This window comes from Hymenobacter sp. J193, assembly GCF_024700075.1.
Taxonomy (GTDB): domain Bacteria; phylum Bacteroidota; class Bacteroidia; order Cytophagales; family Hymenobacteraceae; genus Hymenobacter.
In genome coordinates, this window is the sequence record NZ_JAJONE010000001.1 from 4,014,370 (window position 1) to 4,040,230 (window position 25,861).

Genomic DNA, 25,861 nt, shown 5'->3' on the forward strand with positions numbered 1-25,861 from the left:
AATAAAAAAGTAAAGTGCAAAAAAGATGAAATTATGTACATAATATAGCTTTCTGATTATGAAAGGATAATTTGCTGGAAATGAATTGACTGATGTTCTAGTTTTAACAGTGCTGGTCGATTGTGCAATCGATTACGGCGATGAGCGCGTAGTTCTGCAAAATGCTATTGGCTGCCGGCCCCGGCTATTCGGGCACTAATTCCAGGTTTAGCCAAAACATACTGCCATTGCGCACAACCCGGTTAACGAAGTAATGCAGGCCATATATCCGCTAGTAGCTGCTTATAGGCTCGCTGATAACATGCAAACGGCCCGCTTCCAGAGTTGGAAGCGGGCCGTTTGCCAAGTAAATACTGCTTATTGTGCCTGCGTCACGGCACGGAGGGCGTTTACGCGGCCATAGCCGTAATACGCGTCGCGGCCGGGCTTGCCGAGGTCATCGGCTGAGGCACGCATGGTGGCGCGCACCTGAGACGGATCCATCTGCCCGCCATTTTTTCCTACGATAAGCGCGGCCACGCCGGCGGCGTGGGGGCCTGCCATGCTGGTGCCCGCCGACCACGTATAGCGCCCCAAACTGGTGCAGCTGAACACCATGTCGAAGGCATAAGTGTACTGCCGGACGCCAGCCACCGTGCTGATATCCAGGCCAGGGTACATGGCGTCGCCGCCGGGAGCGGCAAAGGTCACATCCGAGATGCCGTAGTTGGTATAAGATGCTACCCCGTCAAGGTTGGTACCGAAGGGGTTCAGGGCCCAACCGGTAGGCGCAGTAGCTGAAATGGAAATAACGTTGGTAGCGCCCGAAGGGATGTGCACCAGATCCTGGTCGCGCTGGCCATTGTTGGCGTCGTTGCCGGAAGAAGCAATAACGGTAGCGCCGTGCTGAGTGGCGTAGGTAGTAGCCTTGCTAATGGCGACCAGCAGCTCCTGGATTTCCTTGGTTTCGTTTACCCATTTGTCGTCCGAAGTATCGTCGGGCGTACCGTTGTCGTCGCGGAACTTGCTGTTGCGCGGAATGGCGGCGCCCAGGCTCATGTTAATCACATCAGCCTTTTGCTCCACGGCGTAGTAGATGCCCTGAATCATCCAGGAAAACGACCCGCTGCCTGCATCACGCAGCACTTTCACCAGCAGCAGCTTGGCATCGGGAGCTACCCCGATAACCCCGAGGCCATTATCGGCGGCGGCAATGGTACCGGCCGTGTGCGAGCCGTGGCTAAAGGAAGTGAGGCCAAACTGAGCCGGCTCGCCGGGAACAAAGGAGCGGCTGCCCACGATGTTGGGCTGCAGGTCGGGGTGGGTAAGGTCAAAGCCACCGTCGAGTACGGCTACCAGAGCGCCGGCTCCGCGGGCCCCGGCATTCCAGGCGGCGGGGGCCTGAATGGCAGTATGGCCCCACTGCAGCGGGAAGAACCGCTCGTTGTCGCCCGCGCTAGCGGGGTTGGTGTTTTCAGCTTCAGCTACGGCTTCCAGATTACGGTCGGAAGCGGGGTTGAAGCCCTGAAAGCTGAAATCGTGAATAACGGAGCGCACCCCGCTGATGCGGCCGGCTTTGGCGGCAAAGTTGGGGTCGGTGGAAGTAGCCAGGGCAAGGCCGGTGCCGGGCAGCTGATCGGTAAGGGTACCGTTGGCCGCCTGCGTCTGGGCAGCCAGGTCGGCAGGTAGGGCATCCGTACTGGAAATGATGATGTACTGGTTGCCCCGACGTACTACCGAGCCTGCATCAGCGGCAGCGGCGGCGTTGCTCAGAACTGCTGACTGCGGGGCCGCATCTTTCAATTGGATGTCTTCCTTGCTGCAGCTGGCCAGCAAACCCAGGCTCAGGCCCAGCACAGAAAGAGAACGGGGAGTAAAAAAGGAGGGGTGCATAAAATGAAGTGGGGTGGGTGGAAAAGTAAACAATGAGAGGAATGTCCCGGAAAGATGAAATAATTGCAGAATACTAGGCGATAAAGGCTGAAATTTTACACATACTATAAGGCAAGTCGGATAAAGTAGGAAAGTTGATAGTTGGCTGTCAGTTGCCGGAAAAGCACCAGCGCACCCGTATTAGTTCAACTAGCCGGTGCCCGTCCGCGTACTGGGCAGGGAGTAGCAAGGCTTCGGCGTCCTTTCGCCTTCGGGCCTCACGGTGCTCCAAAACCTTCATTCAACCCGGCAGAGCCTCATTTGGCTGACATTCAGCCGGAAGGACATTGTGCCCGGGTACGCCATAATTATGAACGAACTTCAACGCCTGCTCCTTGCCTACGATGTGCACCGCGCGGCAGGGCGTGCCTGTGCGCTGGCCTCGGTGGTGGATGTAGCTGGCTCGGCCTACCGCCGCCCCGGTGCCCGCATGCTCGTCACCGACGAAGGCCAGCTGACGGGCGCCATCAGCGGGGGCTGCCTGGAGGGCGACGCCCGCCAGCGCGCCCGACGCGTGATTCAGCAGGGCCGACCCACGGTGGTAACCTATGATTCGACTGACCCCGACGACGACCTGCAGTTTGGGGCCGCGCTGGGCTGCCAGGGCATCGTGCAGATTCTGCTGGAGCCGCTCAACTTTCAGGACCCCGACAACCCCGTGGAGCAGCTGCGCCGCTGGTCTGCCGGGCTGCAAGAGCCAGCCCTGGCGGCTACCGTGTACAGCACCCCCGGCCCGGGCTCCGATGTAGCTGTGGGCCAGCGTCTGCTGCTGCGGCCCGATGGAACTACCCAGGGCACCTTGCCTCCGCAGACCAGCCTGTACCCGCCGCTGCTGGCTGATGCCCGCGCTGCCCTGGCTGCCGGGCAGCCCGCCACGCATCATTATAACACGGCGGCCGGACCGGTGCGCGTTAGCCTGGAAATCCTGCGGCCCCCGGTGCGCCTCACGGTGTACGGGGCCGGCAACGACGTGCAGCCCCTGGTGCGGCTGGCGGCCGGGCTGGGCTGGCAGGTGCAGGTAGTGGATGGGCGCCCGGCCCAGGCGCAGGCGGCCCGCTTCCCGGAGGCCGCCGCGGTGCGGGTGCTGCCCCTGGCTCAGGTAGGAGAGGAGCCCCACGACGGCAGCTTTGCCTTGCTCATGACCCACAACTACTACTATGATCTGGCCGTGCTGCGCCACCTGTTGCCCGCCGCTTCGGCCCGCTACATCGGGCTGCTGGGGCCGCGCAAGAAGTATGAGCGGCTGCTGGAAGACCTGCGGAAGGATGTGCCCGACGCAGCCGGGCAGCTGCAGGGTCGCATCCACAGCCCCATTGGCCTGAACCTGGGTGCCGAAACGCCCGAGGAAATTGCCCTGTCCATTGTGGCCGAAATTCAGGCGGTGCTCACGGGCCGGCCGGCTGGCTTCCTGCGCGACTCTCCGCACCCCATTCATCCACCGCTGCGGGCCGCTGCGCCGCTGGTGCCCGAGGGCCGGGTAGAGGCCGTGTGCCGTCTCTGAAACGTGTACCTTGCTGTGCGCCGGTGCGGTTGGCCTTTGGGTTGAGCGTGCGCCGGACACAGTTGCTTTCCACGTTCTCCGCCCGCTTGTATGCCACCCATCGTTCTTCTCGCTGCCGGTGCCTCGTCGCGCCTGGGCCGGCCCAAGCAGCTGTTGCCGTACCAAGGCAAAACCTTGCTGCGCCGGGCTGCCGAAACGGCCGTGTCCGCCGCGGCCGGCGACCTGGTAGTGGTGGTGACGGGTGCCGTACACGAGGAGCTGCTGCCGGAGCTGGCGGGCCTGCCCGTGCACGTAGAGCACTGCCCCACGTGGGCGGCCGGCATGGGAGCTTCGCTTAAGTTTGGGCTGCAGGCTCTTAGTCGATTGCAGCCGCAGGTGCCCGGCTTCACGGTAATGCTCTGCGACCAGCCCCACGTGACGCCGGGCCTGCTCTGGGAGCTGGTAGAGGCCCACGCCCGCACCGACCGCGCCGTGGCCGCCGCCGAGTATGGCCGGGTGCGGGGCGTACCCGCCTATTTTGCCGCTGCCTGCCACGGGCACCTGCGCAGGCTCTCGGACCACGCCGGCGCCGGGCAGCTTATGCGTGAGCACCCTGAGCTGGTAGTAGGGGTGCCGTTTCCCGAGGGCGCTATCGACGTGGATACCGAGGAACAATATGCCGCCCTGCTGGCACAAGGCTAGGGTTAAGGCTTCCATTCTTAGCCTGAGCCCGAATTCAGTTTTGCCCGTGAATACACGAAAGAAATACTGCCTAAGCGTGCAAATGGCAGGGTTGCCACCCGATAAGACTCTGGAATACAACCGGATTCAGGAAGTTAGGACATAGTATAATAGCCATAACGAATAGTAGAAAACTTCCTGCAACTCGACTGGTTTCAGTGTCGCGCTGCCTCCTGGTTCGGATTTGCGTGTACATTTGCTGCTCTACGTTACCTCGTTGCTCATGCAAACGCTTCGTTCCTGGCTGGCTTTGGTGCTGCTGCTCTGCTTTACGCGGGTGCTGGTGCCGGAGGCGTGGGTACTAAGTTTGCACAGCCACGAGCACACCACGGAGGAGCCGACTCAGGCCCCGGGCGCCCTGCGCGGGAAGACGATGCTGAGTGCCAAGCACCAGCACTGCGACGTCGACCATTTCTACAACGCGCCCTTCCAGCCGGCTGCGCCGCTGGAACTGCCGCTGGAACTGGTGCTGCAGGCTTATCAGCAAACCACCACGGTGGCGCTGATTCGGGCGGGTGAGGTATTGCCCCCCGCCGTTGATTACCTGCGCGGACCACCTTCCAGGAGCTAAACCCGGATAGCCGTCGGTGGCGCAGTTGGGCCTCTTTGCCAGGAGGTTCAATGCCTTCTTTCTCCTTTCTCGTGGAGCAACCTGCCCCTGCGCACAATGTAGCGCGGGCATGGCGGCGGCTGGTTTAGTTTTTACCGGCTCTCCTTTCTTTTTATGTCTTTCCGATTTCCGGGCATTCCGGGAGCGGGACGGTGGGGCGTTGGGCTGCTACTCCTTCTGAGCAGCGCCACCGCCAGCCGGGCCCAGGCTCCTGCCGAATGCACGCTGGCGCTGAGCGGGCGCGTGGCCGACCATGAGTCGCGGGCCGACCTGCCGGGTGCGACCGTGGTAGTGCTGGAAACCCAGCAGGCTGCCCAGGCCGATGCGGCTGGTAACTTTCACTTTCACCTTTGCCCGGGCCTCTATCATCTGCAGGTCAGCTTTATTGGCTACCAGCCCGAAACCGCCGAACTGCGGGTGGAGCGGGCCGTAGTCCGCAACTTTCAGCTGCACCCCGACGCCGTGCTGCTGCGCGGGGCTACGGTGCAGGGCACGCGTGTGGCGGTGCCCGGCCCGCAACCCACGGCCACCCTGAGCGGGCAGGCGCTGCAGCAGACGCGGGGCCAGGCCCTGGGAGAGGCGCTGCAGAAGATAAGCGGCGTTACGGCTATCCAGACTGGTCCCGGCGTCTTCAAACCTATGATTCATGGGCTGCACTCCAACCGCCTCACTATTCTCAACAATGGGGTGCGGCAGGAAGGCCAGCAGTGGGGGCAGGAGCATGGCCCGGAAATAGACCCGTTTATAGCTTCCCGGCTGACGGTAGTAAAGGGAGCGGCCAGCGTCCGCTACGGCTCCGATGCCATTGGCGGAGTGGTGCTGGTAGAACCCCGGCCGCTGCGGGATTCGGTGGGCACCGGGGCTGAGCTGAACCTGGTGGCCATGAGCAACAACGGGCTGGGCGCGGCTTCCGGGAGCGTAGAAGGCAACCTGCGGCAGCTGCCGGCCTTCAGCTGGCGGCTGCAGGGTACCGCCAAGCGGGCCGGTACGATGCGGGCGCCGGGCTACTACCTCAAGAACTCCGGCTTTCAGGAATACAACTTCTCGGCCGCAGTGGGCTGGCGCAAGGCAAGCTACGGGCTGGATGCTTTCTACAGCCAGTACAACACCCAGATTGGTATTTTGCCCGCCGCGCACGTGGGCAACCCCACCGACCTGGTGCTGGCTATTGCCCGCGCCCGGCCGCTGGAAACGTCGGGCTTCAGCTACGCTATTGACCGGGCCTACCAGCAGGTGCGCCACGATGTAGTCCGGCTTACAGGCTTCGTACAAACCGGCACCGCCGGGCGCCTGACCGGCACCCTGGCTCAGCAAACCGACTTTCGGGAGGAGTACGACAAGTACCGCCCGCGCAACGATAACCTGGCCAGCTTAAACAAGCCCGCGCTGAGCTACACCAACCGCACCAGCACGGCCGAGCTGCTCTGGGAGCACCGCCGCTGGCACAACCTCACAGGTAGCCTGGGCCTGACTGGTACGTACCAGCTTAACCGCTACGCGGCGGGCAGCCGGCAGTTTATTCCCTTTTACACCAATACCAGCGCGGGTGCTTTCTGGCTGGAAAGATGGCAGCGCGGCAAGTGGCTGCTCGAAGCCGGCCTCCGCCTGGACCGCCGCAGCTTACAGGTAAAGCGCGGTGACCGGGATAGTACGGGGGCGTTCTTCGTGGCGCGCAGTCGGTTTCAGTACACTACCCCGGCCGCTTCCCTGGGCGCTACCCTCGACCCTACGGCGCACCTGACGCTGAACCTGGCTACGGGCCTCACGCGCCGGGCCCCCGCCGCCAACGAACGTTTCAGCGACGGGGTGCACAACGCCCAGTACGAGCTGGGCTACGACCTGGTGCCGGGCAACGGCGCGCTGCAGCCGGAAACCGCCCTTAATGTCAGCCTGACGGCTACCTGGCACGACAACCCACGCCTGAACGGCGAAATCACGGTGTACCAGACGCGCATCACGGATTTCATATACCAGGTGCCGATTCTGCCGCCGGTCATCACCATTCGGGGGGCACTCATCAGCTGGCAGTACCAGCAAACGGATGCCACCTTTCGGGGAATAGACGTAGCGGGAACCTACCAGCTGGCGCCGCGCTGGCTGCTGGGCGCGAAGGGCTCCGTGGTGCGGGCCCGCGACACGCGCCAAAACCAGTGGCAGGTGTTTATGCCCGCCGACCGGGCCGAGGCTTCCCTGCGCTACAGCTTCGTGGAACGCCCCGCTGCCCGGTACCGCCAGAGCTACGTGCAGCTGGGCGGCTCCGCCGTGGCCCGCCAAACCCGCGTGCCCGACAACTATGCCGAGCGGGACTACAAAGCCCCGCCGGCCGGCTACGCCCTGCTGGGGCTGGAGGCGGGCACGACCATCGGCTGGGGCCGCCTGCCGCTGACGGTGAGCTTGGCGGGCACCAACCTGCTCAACCAGCGCTACCGCGACTACCTCAACCGCTACCGCTACTTCGCCGATGAAATGGGCCGCAACGTGACGCTACGCGTGCAGGTGCCGCTGGCGTTTGGCCGGTAGGGGCAGGGCCTGCCCCCGCCCGTCGTTGCTTGTTATCTGTCTCTGCCTCTGGCTACTCAATACTAGTAACGAAGCGGTAGAGATGCTTCGGCAAGCTCAGCATGACGGTCCTTTTCATTTATCACCTCATCACTTTTCACCTTTCACTTTTTCACCTTTTTTCCCCTTTTCAGTATGCACACTCCTTTCAAACACCGCCTGTTTCGGGCCACGCTGCTAGCTTTAGTGGCCGCCACTCCCTTGTTCAGCGCCTGCAGCAAAGACGACAACGACGAACCCACGCCCGACGAAGAAAACGAGCAAATTACCACGGTGATGTACACCCTCACGCCCGTGGGGGGTGGCACCCCGGTGTCGGTAACCTACCGGGATGTCGACGGCGACGGGGGCACGGCACCAACCATTGGCACGCTCACGCTGGCGCCCAATACCACCTACACCGGCACGCTCACGCTCCGGGATGAAACCAAAAATCCGGTGGTAGACACCTCGGCCGAAATTCTGGAGGAGGCCGACGAGCACTTGTTTGTGTATGAGCCTACGCCCGCTGACCTGCTGACGGTGACGCGCACCGATAAAGACGCGAACAACCTGGAAATAGGCCTGCAGACGCGCCTGGAAACCACGGCCGCCACTACGGGCACGCTCAAGATTACGCTCCGCCACCAGCCTGGCGTGAAGGATGGCTCCTTTGCCCCTGGCGACACGGATGTGGAGGTGGTTTTCCCGACTACGGTCCGGTAAGCCTAGCTGCCTCCCTGGGAAGCCGGCTGCAAACGGCTTCTCTCCCTTTTCTCCCCTGGGGTGGAGAATCGGAAAGCAAGCCCCGGCCGCTGGTTGGGGCTTGCTTGTTGGTGGTAGCGGAGAAGCGTTGAGCACAGTTAACCGCCACCATGAATAGGAAGTGGTTGTGGCTAATACTCAAAAATAGTCCAATTTACATGCTGCCATCTACCTATAAGCGGCTAGCTTGAGCATTGTACGGGATAACTTCCTGCACCTGCTCGACATTGCTAACTGCCCAAGCCCGGCAACGCCCCCACCGAATTCCCGTTATCTTGCCCGGCCCCTCAGCGCCAACCTCCGTCTGCATGACCACAGCCTCTACTGCTCCGGCCACCGCGCCCGATGCTTCTTTCAGTGACATTCCCAAGGACGACAAGCGCATCACCCGCGGCTGGACGTTCTACGACTGGGCCAACTCGGTGTACCCGCTCGTCATCACCAGTTCCATCTTCCCCATCTATTGGGGCGCGATGGTGAAGGAAATCACCAAGACCGACAGCGGCAAAAGCCCGGTGGAGTTCCTGGGCTTTCAGGTGCCGGGCTCCTCTTTGCTGACGTACGCCATTTCGGCTGCTTTCCTGTTCATTGCCATCATCAGCCCATTCCTCACGTCCCTGGCCGATTTCTCGGGGCGCAAGAAGCTGTTCATGCAGATCTTCTGCTACCTCGGGGCCTTCTCCTGCGCCGCGCTGTTCTTCTTCACCCCCGAAACGCTCACGCTCAGCACCTTTGTGTTTGTGCTGGCCACCATCGGGTTTTCGGGGTCCATTGTGTTCTACAACTCCTACCTGCCGCTGATTTCCAGCGAGGAAAAGTATGATTCGCTGTCGGCGCGGGGCTTTTCCATGGGCTACATCGGCTCGGTGCTGCTGCTCGTTATCTGCCTGGGCCTGATTATGGGCCACGACGCGCTGGGCCTCGAAGAAGGCTTTGCTACCCGGCTGGCCTTCCTGCTCACAGGCGTGTGGTGGGCTGGCTTCGCACAGATTGCCTTTTTTGCCCTGCCCGCCGACCCGGGCCGACCCGCCGGCGCTACTGCCGAGGGTGGCTGGCTGCTCAACGGCTTCCGCGAGCTAGGCAAGGTATGGGACCAGCTCAAGCACCTGCCCAACCTGAAGCGCTTCCTGCTGGCGTACTTCACCTACAACATGGGCGTGCAAACGGTGATGTACGTGGCCACCATCTTCGGCGACGAGGAGCTGAAGCTCGAAAGCTCGGCCCTGATTCTGACGATTCTGCTGCTGCAGCTGGTGGGTATTTTGGGGGCGTACCTCTTTGCCAAGCTCTCGGAGCGCATCGGTAATACCCGGGCCCTGAGCTGGTCGGTATTCATCTGGATGCTGATTTGCGTGGCGGGGTACTACGTGCAGGCCGGCTGGAGCTTCTATGCCCTGGCGGCCGTCATCGGCCTCACCATGGGCGCCGTGCAAAGCCTCTCGCGCAGCACGTACTCCAAGATTATTCCTGAAAACACGCCCAACACGGCGGCCTTCTTCAGCTTTTTCGATGTGACGGAAAAGCTCAGTATTGTGATTGGTACGGCCGTGTTCGGGGTCATTGCCCAGGTAACAGGCTCTATGCGCAACAGCATTCTGTCGCTCATCGTGTTCTTCGTGCTGGGGCTGGTGTTCCTGCTCACCCTGCGTGGCAAGAAGCTGCGGGATGAGCCCACCACCGGTGCCGAGGCCATTGGCCCGCCGCCCGCTACGCCCAACGTGGCGCGGCCCACTACCTAAACAAGTCCGGCGACTTTCGCTATTTGCACGAGCATCGGGAAAGCCCGGTGCTCGTCGTTTTTATAGCCCATTTCTTTCTTTTACCCCTCGAGCAATGCACACCTCTTCCTTTCAGCAAAACATCCTGGCGGAGCTAAACCACGAGTTGGCCGGCACCCGCACTATTCTGGAACGGGTACCTTACGAGCAGGCTGAGTTTCGCCCGCACCCCAAGAGCATGAGTTTGTGGCAGCTGGCTACGCACGTGGTCAACCTGCTGGCGTTCAAGAGCCTGTTCGTCACGCACGACTCCCGCGACTTCCTCGACCCCAATGCCCCCAAGCCCGGTCCCACGCCCACCAGCAAGGAGGAGCTGCTGGCCCGCTTTGATGAATACAGCGCCCTGCTGCGGGAGCAGCTGCAAGCCACCACCGACGAAAGCCTGACCCACAACTTCCGGCTCCACCGCGGCGAGCAAACCATTTTCGAGCAGTCAAAGGGCGCGGCTATCCGCCTCATGGGCCTCAACCACAGCATCCATCATCGCGGCCAGCTCACCGTGTACCTGCGCCTACTCGACATCCCCGTGCCCGGCTTCTACGGCCCCTCCGCCGACGAAAAATAACCTTTGTTGATATGCGAATGTGGTTGAATGTGGGGGATGTACTAATGGCCCTGTCATTGCGAGCAGCGCGAAGCAATCCGATCTGTACAGAACCAGACACTTCTTTCTACCAAAAAGCCCTTTCCCGCACGCGCCGGAAAGGGCTTTTTCATGTATTAAAGCTTAGTGCATTTCAGAGGACGGATTGCTTCGCGCTGCTCGCAATGACAGCTGGAACATTAGCACATTATCTTCCGTACACCTTTTCGCCGGCAATCCACGTCTGCTGCACTTTGGCGCTGCGCAGCTTCTCCTTGGGCGCTTTCAGCAGGTCCATGTCCAGCACTACAAAGTCGGCGGCTAAACCGGGGCGGATGCTGCCTTTCTGCTTTTCCTCGAAGGCGGCGTGGGCGGCCCAGGTCGTCATGCCACGTAGGGCGTCGGGGCGGCTCAGCGCGTTTTCGGGCTGGAAGCCAGCAGCGGGGTAGTTCTTGGCATCCTGCCGGGCCACGGCCGAGTGAAAGCCAAACAGCGGGTTGATATCTTCCACCGGGAAGTCGGAGCCCAGGGCCACTTGACCGTACTGCTTGCGCAACTCCTCGTAAGCGTAGGCCGTTTTCAGTCGTTTCGGGCCCAGCCGCTCGCCGGCCCAGTACATATCGGAGGTAGCGTGCGTGGGCTGCACCGAGGGAACAATGCCGAACTGTCCGAACTTAGGCATATCAGCTGGGGTGATGACCTGGGCGTGCTCGATGCGCCAGCGCCGGTCCTTTTGGCTCTTCAGCGCTTCCCCGTAAATGTTCAGGATGATGCGGTTGGCTGAGTCGCCGATGGCGTGGGTGTTCATCTGGAACTTGCTGGCCGCAATTTCCTTAGCCAGAGCACGGTATTCCTTTTCCGTGGAAAGCAGAAAACCCGTTTCCTTGGGCCGGTCGGCATACGGCGCTACCAGGCAGGCGCCGCGGGAGCCCAGGGCCCCATCCGCATACACCTTGAAGGAAGCTACCGTCAGCCGCTCCTGAAAGACGGGGCCATTCTGGAAGTAGAAGTCCTTGTTAGCCTTGGTGGGGTTCAGCATGGTGTAGAGGCGCAGCTTGAGCTTGCCTTGCTGCTGCAAAGCAGCCATCTGGTCAATGTTGGGCTTGTCGAGGCCCGCGTCGGCGAGGCTCGTGAGGCCTACGGCCAGGCAGCGCTGCTGGGCTTCAAGCAACAGGATATTGGCTTCGGCGGTCGTGGGCTCGGAAATCTTTGCGGACACCAGATCCACGGCATTGTCGATCAGCAAACCGGTGAGCCGGCCGGCGGCATCTTTCGTGATTACGCCCCCGCTGATCGGCGTACGGGCCGTAATACCCGCCAGATCCAGGGCCTTCTGGTTGACGAGGGCCGCGTGCCCATCCACCCGGATGATAAACACCGGCACGTCCGGAAACAGGGCGTCCAGGGTGTCTTTGGAGGGAAACTGCTTGGTGGGCCAGTCGTTCTGGTCCCAGCCCCGGCCGGTTAGCCACGCGGCCTGCGGGTATTGCCGGCGCTGCTCCTGCAGGCGCTGCACCACGGTTCCCCACGACTCCGTGCCTACCAGGTCAGCGTCGCGCAAGCCCAGGGCGTAGCGGTAGAAGTGGCAGTGCGCGTCGTAGAAACCGGGGTAGACGAACTGGCCCTGGGCATCCACTTCCTGCGCGGCCTGGTATTTGGCGCGCAGCTCCTCGGCGGTGCCCACGGCCAAGAACTTTCCATCTTTCACCGCAAACGCCTGCGCCTGGCTGAACGCCGAGTCGACGGTGTACACGGTGGCATTGAACACGAGCACATCGGCAGGCTGGCGGTTGCCCGACTGGCATGCAGTTACGAAAGCGGCCAGGGCGGCCACCAGAAGCAGGCGGCGGAACAGAAGAAATAGCATACCGCGAAAGTACGCAGCCGGCCCCGATGCGCCATTACCGGGCGGCGCGGCAGGTGCGCAGCCAGTGCAGGGCGGCGGCTTCCTCGGTGAAGCGCTGCAGCTGGTAGGGCGTGCCATTGAGAGCAGCCAGGGGCGGAATGGCGTGGTTGGTGAGCACCCCGGCCAGCTGGTGCGGGGCCATCAGAAACGCCAGGTACACGGTGCCGCCGAGCTGGGGGTGCAGCCGGGGTAGAAAGCTTTCCAGCATCCACAGCACCGTAGTAGCATCAGCCGGGGCCTGCCAGCGGGTGGTATCTACCAGCCAGAACCGGCACTGGTGCGCCACGGCGGCCTCCAGCAGCTGCGCGTAGCCATGGTGCAGCTCAAACGGCATAATGGAGCGCTGCCACTGCCCCAGCAGCACGCGCTGCCGCCCTTGGTACGTGATGGTGAGGTACGGCAGCGAGGCAACAAGAGGCATGGCGCGGGGTAGCGGCGGGGCAAAAACGCAACGGGGCGCGGGCTCCCGAAAAAACCAGCGCCCCGCAAGTAGCGTTTTTTTCGGCTACTCGAACCGCATGTGCTTCACCGATTCGCCGGAATTCTTCAGCTCCAGCAGCGAGTCGATGCCAATCTGCAGGTGCGTGGTCACGTAATCAGTCGTTACCTTTTTGTCGCTTTCGGCCGTTTTCACGCCTTCGGGCGTCATCGGGTTGTCGCTCACCAGCAGCAGGGCGCCGTGCGGAATCTCATTCACGAAGCCCACAGTGAAGATGGTGGCCGTTTCCATATCCACGGCCATAGCCCGAATCTGGCGCAAGTATTCCTTGAAGTTCTCGTCGTGCTCCCACACGCGGCGGTTGGTGGTGTACACCGTGCCGGTCCAGTAATCCTTCTCGTGCTTCTTGATCATAGACGATACGGCGCGCTGCAGGCGGAAGGAGGGCAGAGCCGGAATTTCGGCGGGCAGGTAGTCGTCGGAAGTACCCTCGCCGCGGATGGCGGCAATGGGCAGAATCAGGTCGCCAAGCTTGGTTTTGTTTTTCAGGCCACCGCACTTGCCCAAGAACAGCGCCGCCTTGGGCTTCACGGCCGAAATCAGGTCCATAACGGTGGCGGCCATGGGGGAGCCCATGCCAAAGTTGATAATGGTGATGCCGTTGGCCGTAGCCGTTTGCATGGGCTTGTCGAGGCCGCGCACTTCGACCCCAAACTGCTCGGCAAACATGTGCACGTAGTTGATGAAGTTGGTAAGCAGAATATACTGCCCAAACTCCTTCAGCGGTACGCCGGTATAGCGCGGCAGCCAGTTCTCAACAATGTCAGCTTTGGTTTTCATATGGATTGATTTAAGGGGACTTGGTCTGTGGGGACTTGAGGGGATGACGTTCCTGCAAACAATGGCTTGTCGCCTTGTTGAACCGCATCCACGCTGCCAAGTCCCAAAATGAAAAAACCGTCGGAACCCAGGGAAAGGGGTACGACGGTACAGCGCGAAAAGCGGGAGAGTGCCCGGGGCCGTACCTTTGGAGGTGATGCAAGCCTTGAACCTGCCGCCTTTCGAATACAAACTTACCCAATCCGGCGAAAACTTGCTAATCTGGGACGTGCTACGCCGCCGCCACGTGGTGCTCACGCCCGAGGAGTGGGTTCGCCAGCACGTGGTACACTACCTCATCGGGCACCGGGGCTACCCCAAGGGCCTGCTCAGCCTGGAGCGCGGCCACCGCTACAACCAGCGCCAGAAGCGCACCGATCTGGTAGCGCTGGATGCTGCCGGCACGCCCCTGCTGCTGGTTGAATGTAAGGCGCCCACGGTGCCCATCACGGCGGCGGTAGCCCACCAGGCAGCCACCTACAATCAGACCATCGGGGCGCCGTTGCTGCTGCTTACCAACGGGTTGCAGCACTTCTGCTGGCGGGTCGACTTTGAGCAACGCACGAACACGCAGCTGGCCGAAATACCGGAGTACACCAGCCCGATGCAATAAAATGTTGCAATAAATTCATAAAAAGGTACTTTACGGCTGTTGTGCCTCATCTGGGCCGGTGCTGCCCGGGGCCATTCGTGCTATGTCCGTATCTGATTCCGTCCCCACTAACGCCTTTTTTGATCAGCACCCCGATGCCGTGTTCACGCTGAATACGGCCGGGGAGCTGATACGGGCCAACGCGCGCTTTGCCGAGCTGCTGGGCTATACGCCGGCGCAGTTCGTGGGCACCAGCCTGTTTCAGTACCTGCTGCCCTCCGAAACCGTACGGGCGCGGCAGTGCTTTCAGCAGGCCCTGCGGGGCGAAATTCTTACCCACGATGTAAGCGTCCGAACGAAGGAACAGGGCATTCGGTCGTTGCTGTGTACGGTCTTTCCGCTGGTAGAAGGCCAGGAAGTGCGGGGCGTGCATGGCATTATGAAAGACCTGGCCGCCGCCGAGCGGGCCGAAAAGCACCTGCGCCAGCGGGAGCAGCAGCTGTCGGTCATCTTCAACACCATGACCGATGTGGTTTTTGTGCTGGATGTGGAGGGGGAAGGGCGCTATCGGTTTTCCTTTGCCAACAATGCCTTCGCCGTCACCACTGGCATTCCGCTGGCGCAGCTGATCGGCCGCCTTGCCCAAGACGTTATTCCGGAGCCGCTGCGCACCATGGAGCTGGCCCGCTACGCCAAGGCCATTGCCACCCGGCAGCGCCAGACCTGGCAGGAAACCTCTGACTTTCCATCGGGCCTGGTAACGGGTGAGGTGACCCTGACGCCGGTGGTAGGCGAAGATGGTGCCTGCACCCAGCTGGTGGGCATCGTGCACGACCTCACTGCCCAGAAAAGGATAGCCGAGGCGCTGCAGATCAGCAATGAGCGGTACGAATACGTGTTCCGGGCCACCAACGACGCCATCTACGACTGGAATATCCCCGGCAACACGCTGTATTGGGGCCAGAGCTTTGAGGCGCTGTTTGGCCACGTGCTGGAGGAGAACGTGTCGAACCTGGACTTATGGGCCGAGTTCATTCACCCCGAAGACACGGCCCGGACCGTGAACAGCCTGCTGCAGGCTGTGGAGTCGGCGGACGTGCGCTACTGGCAGAGCGAATACCGCTTCCGGCGGGCCGATGGCTCCTGGGCTACCATTTTCGACCGGGGCTACGTGCTGCGCGATGCCGCTGGCCGTTCCCTGCGCATGATCGGGGCCATGCAGGACATATCGGAGCGTAAGGAGGCTGAGGAGCGCCAGCTGCAGATGTCGCGGGAAGTATTCAAGCAGAACGCCGATCTGCAGCAGTTTGCCTACATCGTGTCGCACAACCTGCGCGGGCCGCTGGCCAATGCCCTGGGCTTTGCCGATCTGCTGCAGCGCACGGCCAAAGACACGGAGGTGTTCGACACGTCCCTGAAAAACCTGCACGCCAGCATCCGCCAGCTCGATGCCGTGCTGATGGAGGTCAACACCGTGCTGTCCATCCGGGACCAGCAGGAAGTGCCGCGCCTGGAGCTGGTACACCTGGCCGGCGTGTGCCAGCGGGTAGCGCAAAGCCTGGAGGAACCGCTGCGCGAGTGCGCGGGCACGATAGTGTGTTACATCCCCGAAGACCTGCGCGTGAGCGGCAACCGCGCCTACTTCCACAGTATCTTCTACAACCTGTTTGCCAATGCCATCAAGTACCGCGCCGAGGGCCGTCCGCTGGTGGTAGAAGTAGAGGGCAACACCAGCCCGGAAACCGGCACGACCATTACCATTTCCGACAATGGCTCCGGCTTCGATACGGTGAAAGCGGGCCAGGAAGTGTTTCAGCTTTACAAGCGTTTTCACGCCGTCGGGCCAGGGCGCGGAATCGGGTTATTTCTGGTCAAATCACACGTCGAATCCATGGGCGGAACGGTTGCGGTAGAAAGTCAGGTGAATGTGGGAACCCGCTTTATATTGCGTTTCAGCTAAGATGCCCATGAAAACTTTCCTCATCGACGACGACGACCTGGGCAATTACCTGACGGAAACCCTGTTGCGCCTGGAGGGCTTCTCGGATGATATCCGCACGTTTCTGGCAGCTGAAGAGGCCCTGCAGGCCCTGTTGACGCAGCCTAGTCAGGAAATACCCCAAATTATATTCCTCGACCTGAACATGCCGGTAATGAACGGGTGGCAGTTTCTGGAGGCGCTGGCCCCCTACGAAGCCCGGCTGCACGGGCGCTGCCATATCTACATCCTGACCTCCTCGCTGGCTCTCACTGACATGGAAAAAGCCAAAACCTATAGCCTGGTGGCCGGCCTCATCCACAAGCCTATCGACGGGGAAGAAATCCGGGCCATTCGCTCCCAGCTGGAGGAAGAACGCGCCCAGTAGTGTCCTTACTCGGTCTTCGGGTACAGCCCGTTCTGGACCAGCCCATTCACGTAAAACTGCACGCAGGCCTTCAGCTCATTTCCGTACTGGCGCAGCTTCCCGGGGTCGGGCGCGGCCAGGGGGCGGGCCGGCAGCTGGTGCGTGCGGTAGGGGTAGAGGCGCACCTGGTCGTCGGCCGTCAGCTCGGTCACATAATCGGTATGTACGAGGTAGTAGGAGCCCCCGCTGAGGAAGATGGCGCGGCCTGTGGTAGTGCTATCAAACACCGAGTAGCCGAAGGGCAACAACTGGCGCGGGGCCGCTACGCCCAGCAAATCCAGCACCGTGGCCGGCACATCGGCTTGCTGGGTGATGCGGTGCACGTTGGCAGCCGGTAGCGGCGTGCCGGGCCGGAACAGCAGCAGCGGGGTTTTGTAAGCACCCAGCACGTTGCGGTAGCCCGGCCGGTTGGTTTGGGAGGTATGGTCGGCCAGCAACACAAATAGCGTGTGCTGGTACCACGGCTGCTTTGCGGCAGTCCGGAAAAACTGCCGCAAGGCAAAGTCGGAGTACGCCACGGCCCGATGAATGGGCAGCGTGCCCTTGGGAAAGCGGCCGGCGTATTGGGCTGGTACCGTGAACGGCTCGTGAGCCGAGAGGGTGAACAGTGTGCTGAAGAATGGCTCGGGCTGCTGGCTGAGCTGGCGGCTGAAATACTGCAGGTACGGCTCGTCGAAAATGCCCCAGTGCCCGTCGTAGTCGGGGCTGGTACGGCCGCCGGGGTACTCATTCAGGCCGTAGTAGCGCTGTATGCCCGCTACGCCCGCAAAGGTATTGAAGCCCATCGACCCGTTTTCGGCCCCGTGGAACACCGAGGTCGTGTAGCCCTGCCGTCCCAGGATTTCGCCCAGCCCGTGCAGCTCATTGGTTTGGAAGTTGGAGGTGATGAACGGCCCTTCCAGCAACGAGGGCAGCCCCGCCAGCACGGCCGGCAGCGCCTCAATGGAGCGGCGCCCGTTGGCATAATGCTCCCGCAACAGCAAGCCGCCGTGCGTGGCCAGCGAATCGAAGAAAGGGGTGTACCCATGCCCGCCGTTTTCCGCGCCAGTGTACTCCGAGGCAAAGCTTTCCAGCAACAGCACCACTACGTTGTCGCGGCGGGCTAGGCGCGGTACGGGCGGGGCCGGCTGTGCTGCCAGCGCCCGGTGCAGCGCCGTATCAGAACTGAAGTAGGTTTTCGGCTCGATAGTATCGTAGCCCAGGCTTTTGAGGAAGGTGAAGGTGCTGTTCAAAGCCAGATGGCCCAGCACCGCAGGCTGCTGCACGAAGGCGGCGCCGGTGCGCAGGGGCTTCAGCTGAAACCCGCCCCGGATACCCAGCACCGCCAGCCCAGCTACTAATGCCGCCTCAAGCAGCCAGCGCAGCCGGGCTTTGCGGTCGGGCATGGTCCGGGTCTCCGGTTGAGGCTGAGGCATGGGGTAAAAAAACCACAGCGCGGCCAGCAGCAGCCCAAACGGCACGAACAGATGCCAATAGTTGCTGATCAGCTGGCCCGCCTGCCGCTGCACGTCGGCCCCGATGGTCGTTAGCTCATTGGTGGTGCGCCGCCCGATAAAGCTGAAATACTCCCAGTCTGCAAGGTTGAGCACCAGCCCCAGCGCGTTCAGCAGCAGGTAGAGCGTGCGCAGGAAATGCTGCCAGCGCCGGGCCCGGCTGGGTATCAAACTCAGCACCACCCACGGCAGGTTCAGCAGCAGCAGGGCCGAGACGTCGAACCGGAAGCCGTGCCAGAACGCCAGCAGCGTCTGCCCCGCTGAGGCCTCCTGAAAAACTGCGTGGTTGACCGCGTAAAACCCCAGGCGCAGCAGCGTATACACCCCCAGCAGTAGGGCAAAGCGGCGTAGCAGCAGACGCAGAAATTCCGAGGGCATCAGCAAAGGCAAAGCTTATTCAGTGGGCCGAAAGCGGATTTGCTGGCCGTCGGGCAGGTCTTTGATCTGGCGGTAGAAGTCCGCCAGCCACGCCAGCCGCTCGGCCGCGGGCCGGGCCATCAGCTGCGTTTTTTCGGTAGCCGTGCGGATGCACAACGGCGGGCTCACGCTCAGCAGCTGCCCGGGCGCCAGCACGCCGCCGGCCCGCTGAAAGTCACGCAAAGGCTCCAGGCCCAGGGCATCTACCGGAAACTTCTCAGCCCCAAACAGAAAGTGCTTGAAGTCCACTTCCAAGTCAGCCAGCTCGCCGGTTTCGGTGTCCAGAAACAGCACCGCGTCGCCGCGCAGCAGAAACTGGTTGCCCACGCAGTCCTGCGCAAAGGGCACGTCGGTTTCCAGCACGGTGTCGTAGGTGCGCCAGAAAGCATTTTCGCCCTGCCACGCCTCGGCCAGCGCGTGCCAGGCCGGCGCCGCCACGCACCCGCGCACGTGCAGCCCCCCGAAGTACGCTACCACGCCGTTCTGCTCGCGCAAAAACGCTTGCAGGTAGGAGGGAAGTTGCGCAAAGCTCACTAGGTCCGTCAGCTCGCCACCAGTGTACAGAATACCCTTCATGTAAGAAATGAGGAATGAAGAACAGGAATGAATAATCAGCGGGCCCGGCTGGGGCAGCGGGTAGCTGGTTGAAGTAAAAATTGAGCGCCCCAACGGCGTAACGGCCATCAGAGCGCTCAATCAATTCAGCAGTTAGAATTTATGCTGCAGAATTAAACCGCTGCTTCTTCCATCACCGACTCAACCGATTCCAGGGGCAGACCCCAGGCTTCAGCTACGCCTTTGTATACCACTTTGCCGTGCACCACGTTCAGGCCGAGGCGCAGGGCCTCGTCGCGGCGGCAGGCTTCCTGCCAGCCCAGGTTGGCCAGCTTCACGGCGTAAGGCAATGTGGCGTTGGTCAGCGCCAGGGTAGAGGTATAGGGCACCGCGCCGGGCATGTTGGCCACGCAGTAGTGCACAATATCGTCGATGATGAAGGTCGGGTTTTCGTGGGTGGTGGGCTTGCAGGTTTCGATGCAGCCGCCCTGGTCCACGGCCACGTCCACCAGCACGGTGCCGGGGCGCATGGTTTTGAGCATGTCGCGGGTGATGAGGTGCGGGGCCTTGGCACCCGGAATCAGCACAGCGCCCACCACGAGGTCGGTGGTTTTGATGGCTTCGCGGATGTTATACTCGTTGGAGTACTGCGTCACCACGTTCTTGGGCATGAAGTCGTCCAGCTCGCGCAGGCGGTTCAGGTTCACGTCCATAATGGTTACCTGCGCACCCAGACCGGCGGCCACTTTGGCGGCCTGCGTACCTACGATACCACCACCCAGCACCAGCACGTGGGCAGGCTTCACGCCGGGCACGCCGCCCAGCAGAATGCCGCGGCCTTTCAGAGGTTTCTCCAGGTACTTGGCGCCTTCCTGCGGGGCCATACGACCGGCCACTTCGCTCATCGGAATAAGCAGGGGCAGAGCGCGGGTGGGCAGCTCCACTGTTTCGTAGGCCAGGCAAACGGCTTTGCGCTCAATCATGGCGTGGGTCAGCTCCTCGCCCGAGGCAAAGTGAAAATACGTGAACAGCAGCTGGTTTTCCTTGATGAGCGGGTACTCCTCGGCAATGGGCTCCTTTACCTTCACAATCATTTCGGCCTTGCCGTACACGTCGGCAATGCCGGGCAGAATAGTGGCGCCGGCCTGCTGATACTCGGCGTCGGAAAAGCCGCTGCCTTCGCCGGCCGTAGCCTGCACGAATACCTCGTGGCCATGCTTGCGGAATTCCGCTACGCCCGCCGGGGTCAGGCCCACGCGGTTTTCGTTGTTTTTGATTTCCTTCGGTACGCCGATGATCATCGCAGAAAGGTAAGAGAAAGTGGGTGGAGAAATGCGCCCCGTAGAGCACCGCAAAGATAGGGGATAAGGTGATGAGGTAACACGTAACAGGTGACACGTAACAGGTAGCATGTGTCTTTGCGAGCAACGCGAAGCAATCCGTCCTTTTCAGTGCCAGTCCCATCTTTGTTAGCAGAAAGCCCTTACTCGTTGCGCACGGGTAAGGGCTTTTTACATTTCAGGGCATTGGGCGTTGCTCAGGATGGATTGCTTCGGAATGACCACGTGGAACCTGTCACGTGTTACCTGTCACCTCATCACCTACTTAAACGGCACGGCTGCGTCGCCTTCTTTGAGCATGTTGGCGGCTTGCAGGCTTTTTACCACGTTGGCTTTCAGCGTGAGGCGGGCGTCGCCGTTCAGGTCGTTGGAGCTGAGTACAACTTCATCCGTCATGGCGCCCAGCTTGCGCTGAGAATAAATCAGCTCTATCACCGCGCTTTGGCCGGGCTTGATGGGTGCGGGCACGCTCTTGAGCCCCACGCAGTAGCACCCCGACGACAGCGCGCCCAGCACTAGGTCCGACTTGCCGGTATTGCGCACCGTGAAGCGGGCGGTAGGCTGCTGGCCAGCCTCCATTTTGCCAAAATCATGCACAGGGCGGTCCAGTACCATACGTGGCGACTGGGCCAACTGGGCCGGCGTCAGGTTCTTTTTCAGTTCGTCGCGCGTGAGCACCGTGCCCTTGATGGTGAGCACCTTGCTGGCCTCGGCGGCGTTGCTGGTCACGGTAATGGTTTTGTTGAACACCCCGGGCCGGCCGGCGCTGCTGTACACCGCTTTTATCACGCCCGACTTGCCGGGCAGCACGGGCGTCTTGGTCCAGTCGGGCGTGGTGCAGCCGCAGCTGGCCTGCACGTGCGCTACCACAATAGGCTGATTGCCTGTATTTTTGAACCGAAACTCGTAGGTGGCCATGGTGCCCTCGGGCACGTTGCCGAAGTCGTGGAGGTCTTTGTCAAAGGAAAGCACGCCCTGGGCGCGGGCTCCCACGGCCAGCAGCAAAGCCAGCACCAGCAGGTAAGTAGATTTCAGCATAATTCGGCAGGAAAAAGGCCGGCCGCACCAGTCGGGCCGGCCCCTGCCCAAAGATAGCCAAAATCCAGCCTTGTGCGTACAGACGCGCCGGGGACCTGCTCTGTGGCAGGCTGAGGCCAAATCCGTACTTTTGACCCGAAATGCCGGGCGTCCACCCACCTGCCCGGCTTGCTTTGCCGTTTACATTTCCTGCCCGCTCCCTTCCCATGCCTACTCCTGAAACTGTCGAACTCAACACCGCCGTGCTGACCAAAGAAGACCTGCTCCGCGACTACCGCCTGGGCTGGGAAAGTCGCCAGGCCTCGCTTGCGGGCCGCAAGGAAGTATTTATGGGCAAAGCCAAGTTCGGCATCTTCGGCGACGGCAAGGAGCTGCCTCAGCTGGCCATGGCCCGCGCCTTCCGCCCCGGCGACTGGCGCTCCGGCTACTACCGCGACCAGACGTTCATGTTCAGCATCGGGGAGCTGACGCTGCAGCAGTACTTTGCCCAGCTCTATGCCCACGCCGACGTGGAAGCCGAGCCCTCCACGGCCGGCCGCGCCATGAACGGGCACTTCGGCTCCCGCTTGCTGGATGAGGATGGGCATTTCAAGAACCTGGCGGAAAGCAAGAACTCATCGGCTGATATTTCGCCTACCGGCGGCCAGATGCCGCGCCTCGTCGGGCTGGCCTACGCCTCCAAGCTTTACCGCCAAAACCCTGGGCTGCACCAGTACAGCCAGTTCTCCGTGAACGGCAACGAGGTAGCCTTCGGTACCATCGGTAACGCCAGCACCTCGGAGGGCATGTTCTTCGAGGCCATCAATGCCGCCGGGGTGCTGCAGATTCCTATGCTCGTAAGTGTGTGGGACGACCATTACGGCATTTCGGTGCCCGCCGAGTACCAGACCACCAAGCAAAGCATTTCCGAAATCCTGAAAGGCTTCCAGCGCGAAGGCGAAGGGCAGCAGGGGTTTGAAATATTTGTGGTGAAGGGCTGGGACTACCCTGCACTGGTGGACACCTACCAGCGTGCCGCTGAGGTGTGCCGCACCCAGCACGTGCCGGTCCTTGTGCACGTGACGGAGGTAACCCAGCCCCAGGGCCACAGCACCAGCGGCTCGCATGAGCGGTATAAGTCGAAAGACCGCCTGAGCTGGGAAGAAGAGCACGACTGCCTGCGCAAAATGCGGGAGTGGCTGCTAACCGAAGGCTACGCTCTGGAAGAAGAGCTGGACCAGCTCGAAACCGAGGCCAAGGAAACCGTGCGCCTGGCCCGCACGGCCGCGTGGAACGGGTTTTTCAGCCCCATCCGACAGGAGCGTGACGAAGCGGTGGAGCTGCTCAACAAGCTGGTAACCGAAACTGGCACCGAAAACTCCCTGCACGAGCTGGTGGAGCAGCTGCAGCAGAATACCACACCTATCCGGGCGGATATCGTGCGGACCGTGCGCCGCGCCTTGCGCCAGGTGCGCGGGCAGCGCAGCTGGGTTCGCCGCGAGCTGCAGAACTGGCTGGAGCAGGCCCAGGCCGAAAATGCGGAGCGCTACAACTCCTACCTGTTCAGCCAGAGCGAAGAAGCCGCGCTGAACATTCAGGAAGTGCCGGTAGAGTTTGCTGCTGACGCCCCGCAGGTAGATGGCCGCGAGGTGCTGCAGGCCTGCTTTGAAGCCAACTTCCGCCGCGACCCGCGCATCTTCGCTATCGGGGAGGATGTGGGCCGCATCGGCGACGTAAACCAGGCCTTTGCCGGGCTGCAGGAAAAGTTTGGCGAGCTGCGCGTAACGGATACCGGCATCCGGGAGTGCACCATTGTCGGGCAGGGCATCGGCGCGGCCCTGCGTGGCCTGCGGCCCATTACCGAAATCCAGTACCTCGATTACCTGCTCTACGCCATCCAGATCTTGAGCGACGACGTAGCCTGCCTGCAGTATCGCACCAAAGGCGGGCAGAAAGCACCGCTTATCGTCCGCACCCGCGGCCACCGCTTGGAGGGTATCTGGCACAGCGGTTCGCCCATTCAGATGATTCTGGGCGCCATCCGGGGCATGCATCTGTGCGTGCCCCGCAACATGACGCAGGCCGCCGGGTTCTACAATACGCTCCTGCGCTCCGACGAGCCGGCCATTGTGATTGAGTGCCTGAACGGCTACCGCCTCAAGGAGCGCATTCCGCAAAATGTGGGCGAGTTTACCCTGCCCCTGGGCCAGCCCGAAATCCTGCGCGAAGGTGAAGACGTGACTATCGTAACCTACGGCTCCATGTGCCGCATCGTGCAGGACGCCGCCAAGCAGCTGGCCGACGTAGGCATTTCCGTTGAAGTCATCGACGTGCAAACGCTGCTGCCCTTTGATGTCGACCATATCATTGCCGATAGCCTGCGCAAAACCAGCCGGGTGCTTTTCGCCGATGAGGACGTGCCTGGCGGGGCCACCGCCTACATGCTCCAGCAGGTGCTCGACGAGCAGCAGGCGTACCGCTTCCTGGATGCCCAGCCGCGCTGCCTTTCCGCCCAGGCCCACCGCCCACCCTATGGCTCCGACGGTGACTACTTTTCCAAGCCCAATGTGGAGGATGTGTTCGACGCCGTATATGAGCTCATGCAGGAAGCCGACGCCAAGCGCTTTCCGGCTATCTATTAAGTAGAGTCCGCATTAAAAAGGGCCGCAACTACGAGAGTTGCGGCCCTTTTGTCTTTCTTACCCGGCTTCAGGGAATAATAATGGAATCGGTAGTGATGGTGTTGCTTTCCCGGAGGCCACGGTCGGCAATGGCTATTTCGAATCGGATTTCATCTCCCTTGCGGAAGGTTAGTCCATACAACAGAATGAGGGTGAAACGCAGGTCCCCCTTGATTGGTGCGGCTTTATCAGACGGGGCCAGGTGGTCGAAGCGGCTGTTATATTGCGGCTCAAGATTCAGCGAGCGAAAAACGCCCGTAGCATCCTTGCGGAAAATCTTGACGAAGTAGTTATTGAAGTAACGGTTGGCCGAGCCATCCGCGTTGAACGGTAAAAAAGGTGCGGCCTTAATATCCAGGGAGTCCAACCCCAAATCACCCGTGCCATCCTGGAAGGCTACGGTAATGGTAACCACATCCCGTGTGCCACTGCCGTCTACTACCCGCCGGGAGTTGATAGCCTTGAACTCGATGCTGGGCGTATCGGAATACTCCGGGGGCGAAATGCAGGATGCCACGAACAGGCTGATGCTCAGAACAAGGCCTAGCCGAACTGCGGTTTGCCAAAACGTACGCGTAGAAAACATATGCAGAAAAACTCCTTATGTGAGCGGCAAAAGGTACGGATTCTCAACGAAGCCGACGGACCTTTGTTGTGCCACTACGCTAACCTTACCAAGGCCCAATGAGTTTCCGCGACGAGCACCTGCGCCAGCTTTCTGCCCTTACTGCCACCACCGCCCCGCAGGCTGCGCTGCAACTGTTCCGGTACCAGGCGCGCCACTGCCCGCCGTACGCGGCCTACCTGAAGGCGCTGGGCTGCCAGCCGGAGCAGGTAGCCGGCTCGGAGGAAATTCCGTTTCTGCCCATTGAGTTTTTCAAGACCCATGAGGTGCGCACCGACCCTGCCGAGTGGCAGCCGCAGGAGGTGTTTCTGAGCAGCGGCACCACGCGGCAGCAGCGCAGCCGCCACTACGTGCGCGACTCACAGTTGTACCGCCGGCATGCGGCCGAAATCTTCGAGCGTTACTACGGCCCGCTGAACGGGTGGACGATTCTGGCTCTGCTGCCGTCTTACCTGGAGCAGGGAGAGTCCTCTTTGGTAGCCATGGTAGAGCATTTTGCGCAGGTTTCGGGCCAGCGGCAAAGCGCCTTTTTCCTGCACGACCACGCCGCCCTGCTTTCGGCCATTGAGCAAGCCCGGCAAACCAGCAACCGGCGTATCCTGCTTATCGGTGTCAGCTATGCGCTCCTGGATTTTGCCGCCACCTATGCCGGCAACCCCGTGCTGCAGGGCCTTACGGTGCTCGAAACCGGTGGCATGAAGGGCCGCCGCCGCGAAATGATTCGGGAAGAACTGTACCAGGAGCTGCAAGCAGCTTTTGGCCCCGCTGGCATCCACTCCGAATATGGTATGACGGAGCTGCTGAGCCAGGCGTACAGCTTGGGCGATGGGCGCTTCCATGCTCCGCCTCAGCTGCAAGTGTTGCTGCGCGACCCCAGCGACCCGTTCGCTGTGTCAGCCAGCCGAACCACCGGAGCCATAAACGTCATCGACCTGGCCAATGTGGATAGCTGCGCTTTCATTGAAACGAAGGACTTGGCCCGCATGCACCCGGATGGCTCTTTTGAGGTATTGGGCCGGCTCGATAACTCTGATATCCGCGGCTGCAACCAACTGGCCGACTAGGAAAAAAATAATCCGCTTCCCATAGTGGGAAGCGGATTTTCT

General features: G+C 61.4%; 21 protein-coding genes. 12 read left to right on the forward strand and 9 right to left on the reverse strand.

All coding sequences use genetic code 11. The annotated features are described in order from the left end of the window. Positions 1-357 precede the first annotated feature (357 nt). Positions 358-1,872 (reverse strand): S8 family serine peptidase, encoded by a 1,515-nt coding sequence (locus LRS06_RS17555; RefSeq protein ID WP_257872684.1) that lies wholly within the window; start codon positions 1,870-1,872, stop codon positions 358-360. A 349-nt stretch (positions 1,873-2,221) separates the two neighbouring features. Here LRS06_RS17555 and LRS06_RS17560 point away from each other — a divergent pair, with 349 nt between their 5' ends. The 7 genes from LRS06_RS17560 to LRS06_RS17590 all read left to right on the forward strand — a co-directional run bounded on the left by LRS06_RS17560 (position 2,222) and on the right by LRS06_RS17590 (position 10,388). Continuing rightward, the gene (locus LRS06_RS17560) at positions 2,222-3,412 is read left to right on the forward strand and encodes an XdhC family protein (RefSeq protein ID WP_257872685.1); all 1,191 of its coding nucleotides are present in this window, start codon (positions 2,222-2,224) and stop codon (positions 3,410-3,412) included. Between the two features lie 90 nt (positions 3,413-3,502). Beyond that, positions 3,503-4,093: an NTP transferase domain-containing protein gene (locus LRS06_RS17565; protein ID WP_257872686.1), complete on the forward strand. Its 591-nt coding sequence runs from the start codon at positions 3,503-3,505 to the stop codon at positions 4,091-4,093. 262 nt (positions 4,094-4,355) lie between these two features. Further along, positions 4,356-4,703 carry a hypothetical protein gene (locus LRS06_RS17570; protein ID WP_257872687.1) on the forward strand — a complete coding sequence of 116 codons (348 nt, stop codon included), beginning with the start codon at positions 4,356-4,358 and terminating at the stop codon, positions 4,701-4,703. 153 nt (positions 4,704-4,856) lie between these two features. After that, positions 4,857-7,262, forward strand: a complete 2,406-nt coding sequence (locus LRS06_RS17575) for a TonB-dependent receptor (RefSeq protein WP_257872688.1) — start codon at positions 4,857-4,859, stop codon at positions 7,260-7,262. A 174-nt stretch (positions 7,263-7,436) separates the two neighbouring features. Continuing rightward, entirely contained in the window at positions 7,437-8,006 is a 570-nt protein-coding gene (locus tag LRS06_RS17580) for a hypothetical protein (protein ID WP_257872689.1), read from the forward strand. Positions 8,007-8,353: 347 nt separating this feature from the next. After that, on the forward strand, positions 8,354-9,784 hold the full coding sequence (locus tag LRS06_RS17585; RefSeq protein WP_257872690.1) for an MFS transporter: 1,431 nt from the start codon (positions 8,354-8,356) through the stop codon (positions 9,782-9,784). A 94-nt stretch (positions 9,785-9,878) separates the two neighbouring features. Continuing rightward, the gene (locus LRS06_RS17590; RefSeq protein WP_257872691.1) at positions 9,879-10,388 is read left to right on the forward strand and encodes a DinB family protein; all 510 of its coding nucleotides are present in this window, start codon (positions 9,879-9,881) and stop codon (positions 10,386-10,388) included. 226 nt (positions 10,389-10,614) lie between these two features. Here LRS06_RS17590 and LRS06_RS17595 read toward each other — a convergent pair whose 3' ends face one another. The 3 genes from LRS06_RS17595 to LRS06_RS17605 all read right to left on the reverse strand — a co-directional run bounded on the left by LRS06_RS17595 (position 10,615) and on the right by LRS06_RS17605 (position 13,591). Then, complete coding sequence (locus LRS06_RS17595; RefSeq protein WP_257872692.1) at positions 10,615-12,273, reverse strand: amidohydrolase; 1,659 nt, start codon at positions 12,271-12,273, stop codon at positions 10,615-10,617. Between the two features lie 34 nt (positions 12,274-12,307). Beyond that, complete coding sequence (locus tag LRS06_RS17600; protein WP_257872693.1) at positions 12,308-12,733, reverse strand: hypothetical protein; 426 nt, start codon at positions 12,731-12,733, stop codon at positions 12,308-12,310. An 84-nt stretch (positions 12,734-12,817) separates the two neighbouring features. Next, positions 12,818-13,591, reverse strand: a complete 774-nt coding sequence (locus LRS06_RS17605) for an AMP nucleosidase (RefSeq protein ID WP_257872694.1) — start codon at positions 13,589-13,591, stop codon at positions 12,818-12,820. A 196-nt stretch (positions 13,592-13,787) separates the two neighbouring features. On the opposite strand from LRS06_RS17605, the gene LRS06_RS17610 reads away from it, so the two are divergent. From LRS06_RS17610 to LRS06_RS17620, 3 genes are all read left to right on the forward strand, one after another. Further along, positions 13,788-14,243 (forward strand): type I restriction enzyme HsdR N-terminal domain-containing protein, encoded by a 456-nt coding sequence (locus tag LRS06_RS17610; RefSeq protein WP_257872695.1) that lies wholly within the window; start codon positions 13,788-13,790, stop codon positions 14,241-14,243. 82 nt (positions 14,244-14,325) lie between these two features. Continuing rightward, positions 14,326-16,182 carry a PAS domain S-box protein gene (locus tag LRS06_RS17615; RefSeq protein ID WP_257872696.1) on the forward strand — a complete coding sequence of 619 codons (1,857 nt, stop codon included), beginning with the start codon at positions 14,326-14,328 and terminating at the stop codon, positions 16,180-16,182. A gap of 7 nt (positions 16,183-16,189) precedes the next feature. Continuing rightward, on the forward strand, positions 16,190-16,588 hold the full coding sequence (locus tag LRS06_RS17620; RefSeq protein ID WP_257872697.1) for a two-component system response regulator: 399 nt from the start codon (positions 16,190-16,192) through the stop codon (positions 16,586-16,588). A gap of 5 nt (positions 16,589-16,593) precedes the next feature. Here the strand turns inward: LRS06_RS17620 and LRS06_RS17625 are convergent, their stop codons facing one another. The 4 genes from LRS06_RS17625 to LRS06_RS17640 form a co-directional block, all read right to left on the reverse strand. Next, positions 16,594-18,498, reverse strand: a complete 1,905-nt coding sequence (locus tag LRS06_RS17625; protein WP_257872698.1) for an LTA synthase family protein — start codon at positions 18,496-18,498, stop codon at positions 16,594-16,596. A 15-nt stretch (positions 18,499-18,513) separates the two neighbouring features. Beyond that, the gene (locus LRS06_RS17630) at positions 18,514-19,113 is read right to left on the reverse strand and encodes an SMI1/KNR4 family protein (RefSeq protein ID WP_257872699.1); all 600 of its coding nucleotides are present in this window, start codon (positions 19,111-19,113) and stop codon (positions 18,514-18,516) included. A gap of 152 nt (positions 19,114-19,265) precedes the next feature. Then, entirely contained in the window at positions 19,266-20,393 is a 1,128-nt protein-coding gene (gene ald, locus LRS06_RS17635; protein ID WP_196955939.1) for an alanine dehydrogenase, read from the reverse strand. Positions 20,394-20,693: 300 nt separating this feature from the next. Then, entirely contained in the window at positions 20,694-21,470 is a 777-nt protein-coding gene (locus tag LRS06_RS17640) for a DUF1573 domain-containing protein (RefSeq protein WP_257872700.1), read from the reverse strand. A 206-nt stretch (positions 21,471-21,676) separates the two neighbouring features. On the opposite strand from LRS06_RS17640, the gene LRS06_RS17645 reads away from it, so the two are divergent. Further along, positions 21,677-24,091 carry an alpha-ketoacid dehydrogenase subunit alpha/beta gene (locus LRS06_RS17645; protein ID WP_257872701.1) on the forward strand — a complete coding sequence of 805 codons (2,415 nt, stop codon included), beginning with the start codon at positions 21,677-21,679 and terminating at the stop codon, positions 24,089-24,091. A gap of 67 nt (positions 24,092-24,158) precedes the next feature. Here LRS06_RS17645 and LRS06_RS17650 read toward each other — a convergent pair whose 3' ends face one another. After that, a complete protein-coding gene (locus LRS06_RS17650; protein WP_257872702.1) occupies positions 24,159-24,716 on the reverse strand; it encodes a hypothetical protein in 558 nt (185 codons plus the stop codon). A gap of 98 nt (positions 24,717-24,814) precedes the next feature. On the opposite strand from LRS06_RS17650, the gene LRS06_RS17655 reads away from it, so the two are divergent. Then, positions 24,815-25,819 (forward strand): acyl transferase, encoded by a 1,005-nt coding sequence (locus LRS06_RS17655; protein ID WP_257872703.1) that lies wholly within the window; start codon positions 24,815-24,817, stop codon positions 25,817-25,819. Positions 25,820-25,861 lie beyond the last annotated feature (42 nt).

Coding starts and splice junctions, on each gene's coding strand:
- LRS06_RS17630 (WP_257872699.1), bottom strand. CDS start 19,113: ATGAAGGGTATTCTGTACACTGGTGGCGAGCTGACGGACCTAGTGAGC.
- LRS06_RS17605 (WP_257872694.1), bottom strand. CDS start 13,591: ATGAAAACCAAAGCTGACATTGTTGAGAACTGGCTGCCGCGCTATACC.
- LRS06_RS17560 (WP_257872685.1), top strand. CDS start 2,222: ATGAACGAACTTCAACGCCTGCTCCTTGCCTACGATGTGCACCGCGCG.
- LRS06_RS17645 (WP_257872701.1), top strand. CDS start 21,677: ATGCCTACTCCTGAAACTGTCGAACTCAACACCGCCGTGCTGACCAAA.
- LRS06_RS17590 (WP_257872691.1), top strand. CDS start 9,879: ATGCACACCTCTTCCTTTCAGCAAAACATCCTGGCGGAGCTAAACCAC.
- LRS06_RS17575 (WP_257872688.1), top strand. CDS start 4,857: ATGTCTTTCCGATTTCCGGGCATTCCGGGAGCGGGACGGTGGGGCGTT.
- LRS06_RS17640 (WP_257872700.1), bottom strand. CDS start 21,470: ATGCTGAAATCTACTTACCTGCTGGTGCTGGCTTTGCTGCTGGCCGTG.
- LRS06_RS17595 (WP_257872692.1), bottom strand. CDS start 12,273: ATGCTATTTCTTCTGTTCCGCCGCCTGCTTCTGGTGGCCGCCCTGGCC.
- ald (WP_196955939.1), bottom strand. CDS start 20,393: ATGATCATCGGCGTACCGAAGGAAATCAAAAACAACGAAAACCGCGTG.
- LRS06_RS17655 (WP_257872703.1), top strand. CDS start 24,815: ATGAGTTTCCGCGACGAGCACCTGCGCCAGCTTTCTGCCCTTACTGCC.
- LRS06_RS17555 (WP_257872684.1), bottom strand. CDS start 1,872: ATGCACCCCTCCTTTTTTACTCCCCGTTCTCTTTCTGTGCTGGGCCTG.
- LRS06_RS17650 (WP_257872702.1), bottom strand. CDS start 24,716: ATGTTTTCTACGCGTACGTTTTGGCAAACCGCAGTTCGGCTAGGCCTT.
- LRS06_RS17615 (WP_257872696.1), top strand. CDS start 14,326: ATGTCCGTATCTGATTCCGTCCCCACTAACGCCTTTTTTGATCAGCAC.
- LRS06_RS17565 (WP_257872686.1), top strand. CDS start 3,503: ATGCCACCCATCGTTCTTCTCGCTGCCGGTGCCTCGTCGCGCCTGGGC.
- LRS06_RS17600 (WP_257872693.1), bottom strand. CDS start 12,733: ATGCCTCTTGTTGCCTCGCTGCCGTACCTCACCATCACGTACCAAGGG.
- LRS06_RS17610 (WP_257872695.1), top strand. CDS start 13,788: ATGCAAGCCTTGAACCTGCCGCCTTTCGAATACAAACTTACCCAATCC.
- LRS06_RS17570 (WP_257872687.1), top strand. CDS start 4,356: ATGCAAACGCTTCGTTCCTGGCTGGCTTTGGTGCTGCTGCTCTGCTTT.
- LRS06_RS17585 (WP_257872690.1), top strand. CDS start 8,354: ATGACCACAGCCTCTACTGCTCCGGCCACCGCGCCCGATGCTTCTTTC.
- LRS06_RS17620 (WP_257872697.1), top strand. CDS start 16,190: ATGAAAACTTTCCTCATCGACGACGACGACCTGGGCAATTACCTGACG.
- LRS06_RS17625 (WP_257872698.1), bottom strand. CDS start 18,498: ATGCCCTCGGAATTTCTGCGTCTGCTGCTACGCCGCTTTGCCCTACTG.
- LRS06_RS17580 (WP_257872689.1), top strand. CDS start 7,437: ATGCACACTCCTTTCAAACACCGCCTGTTTCGGGCCACGCTGCTAGCT.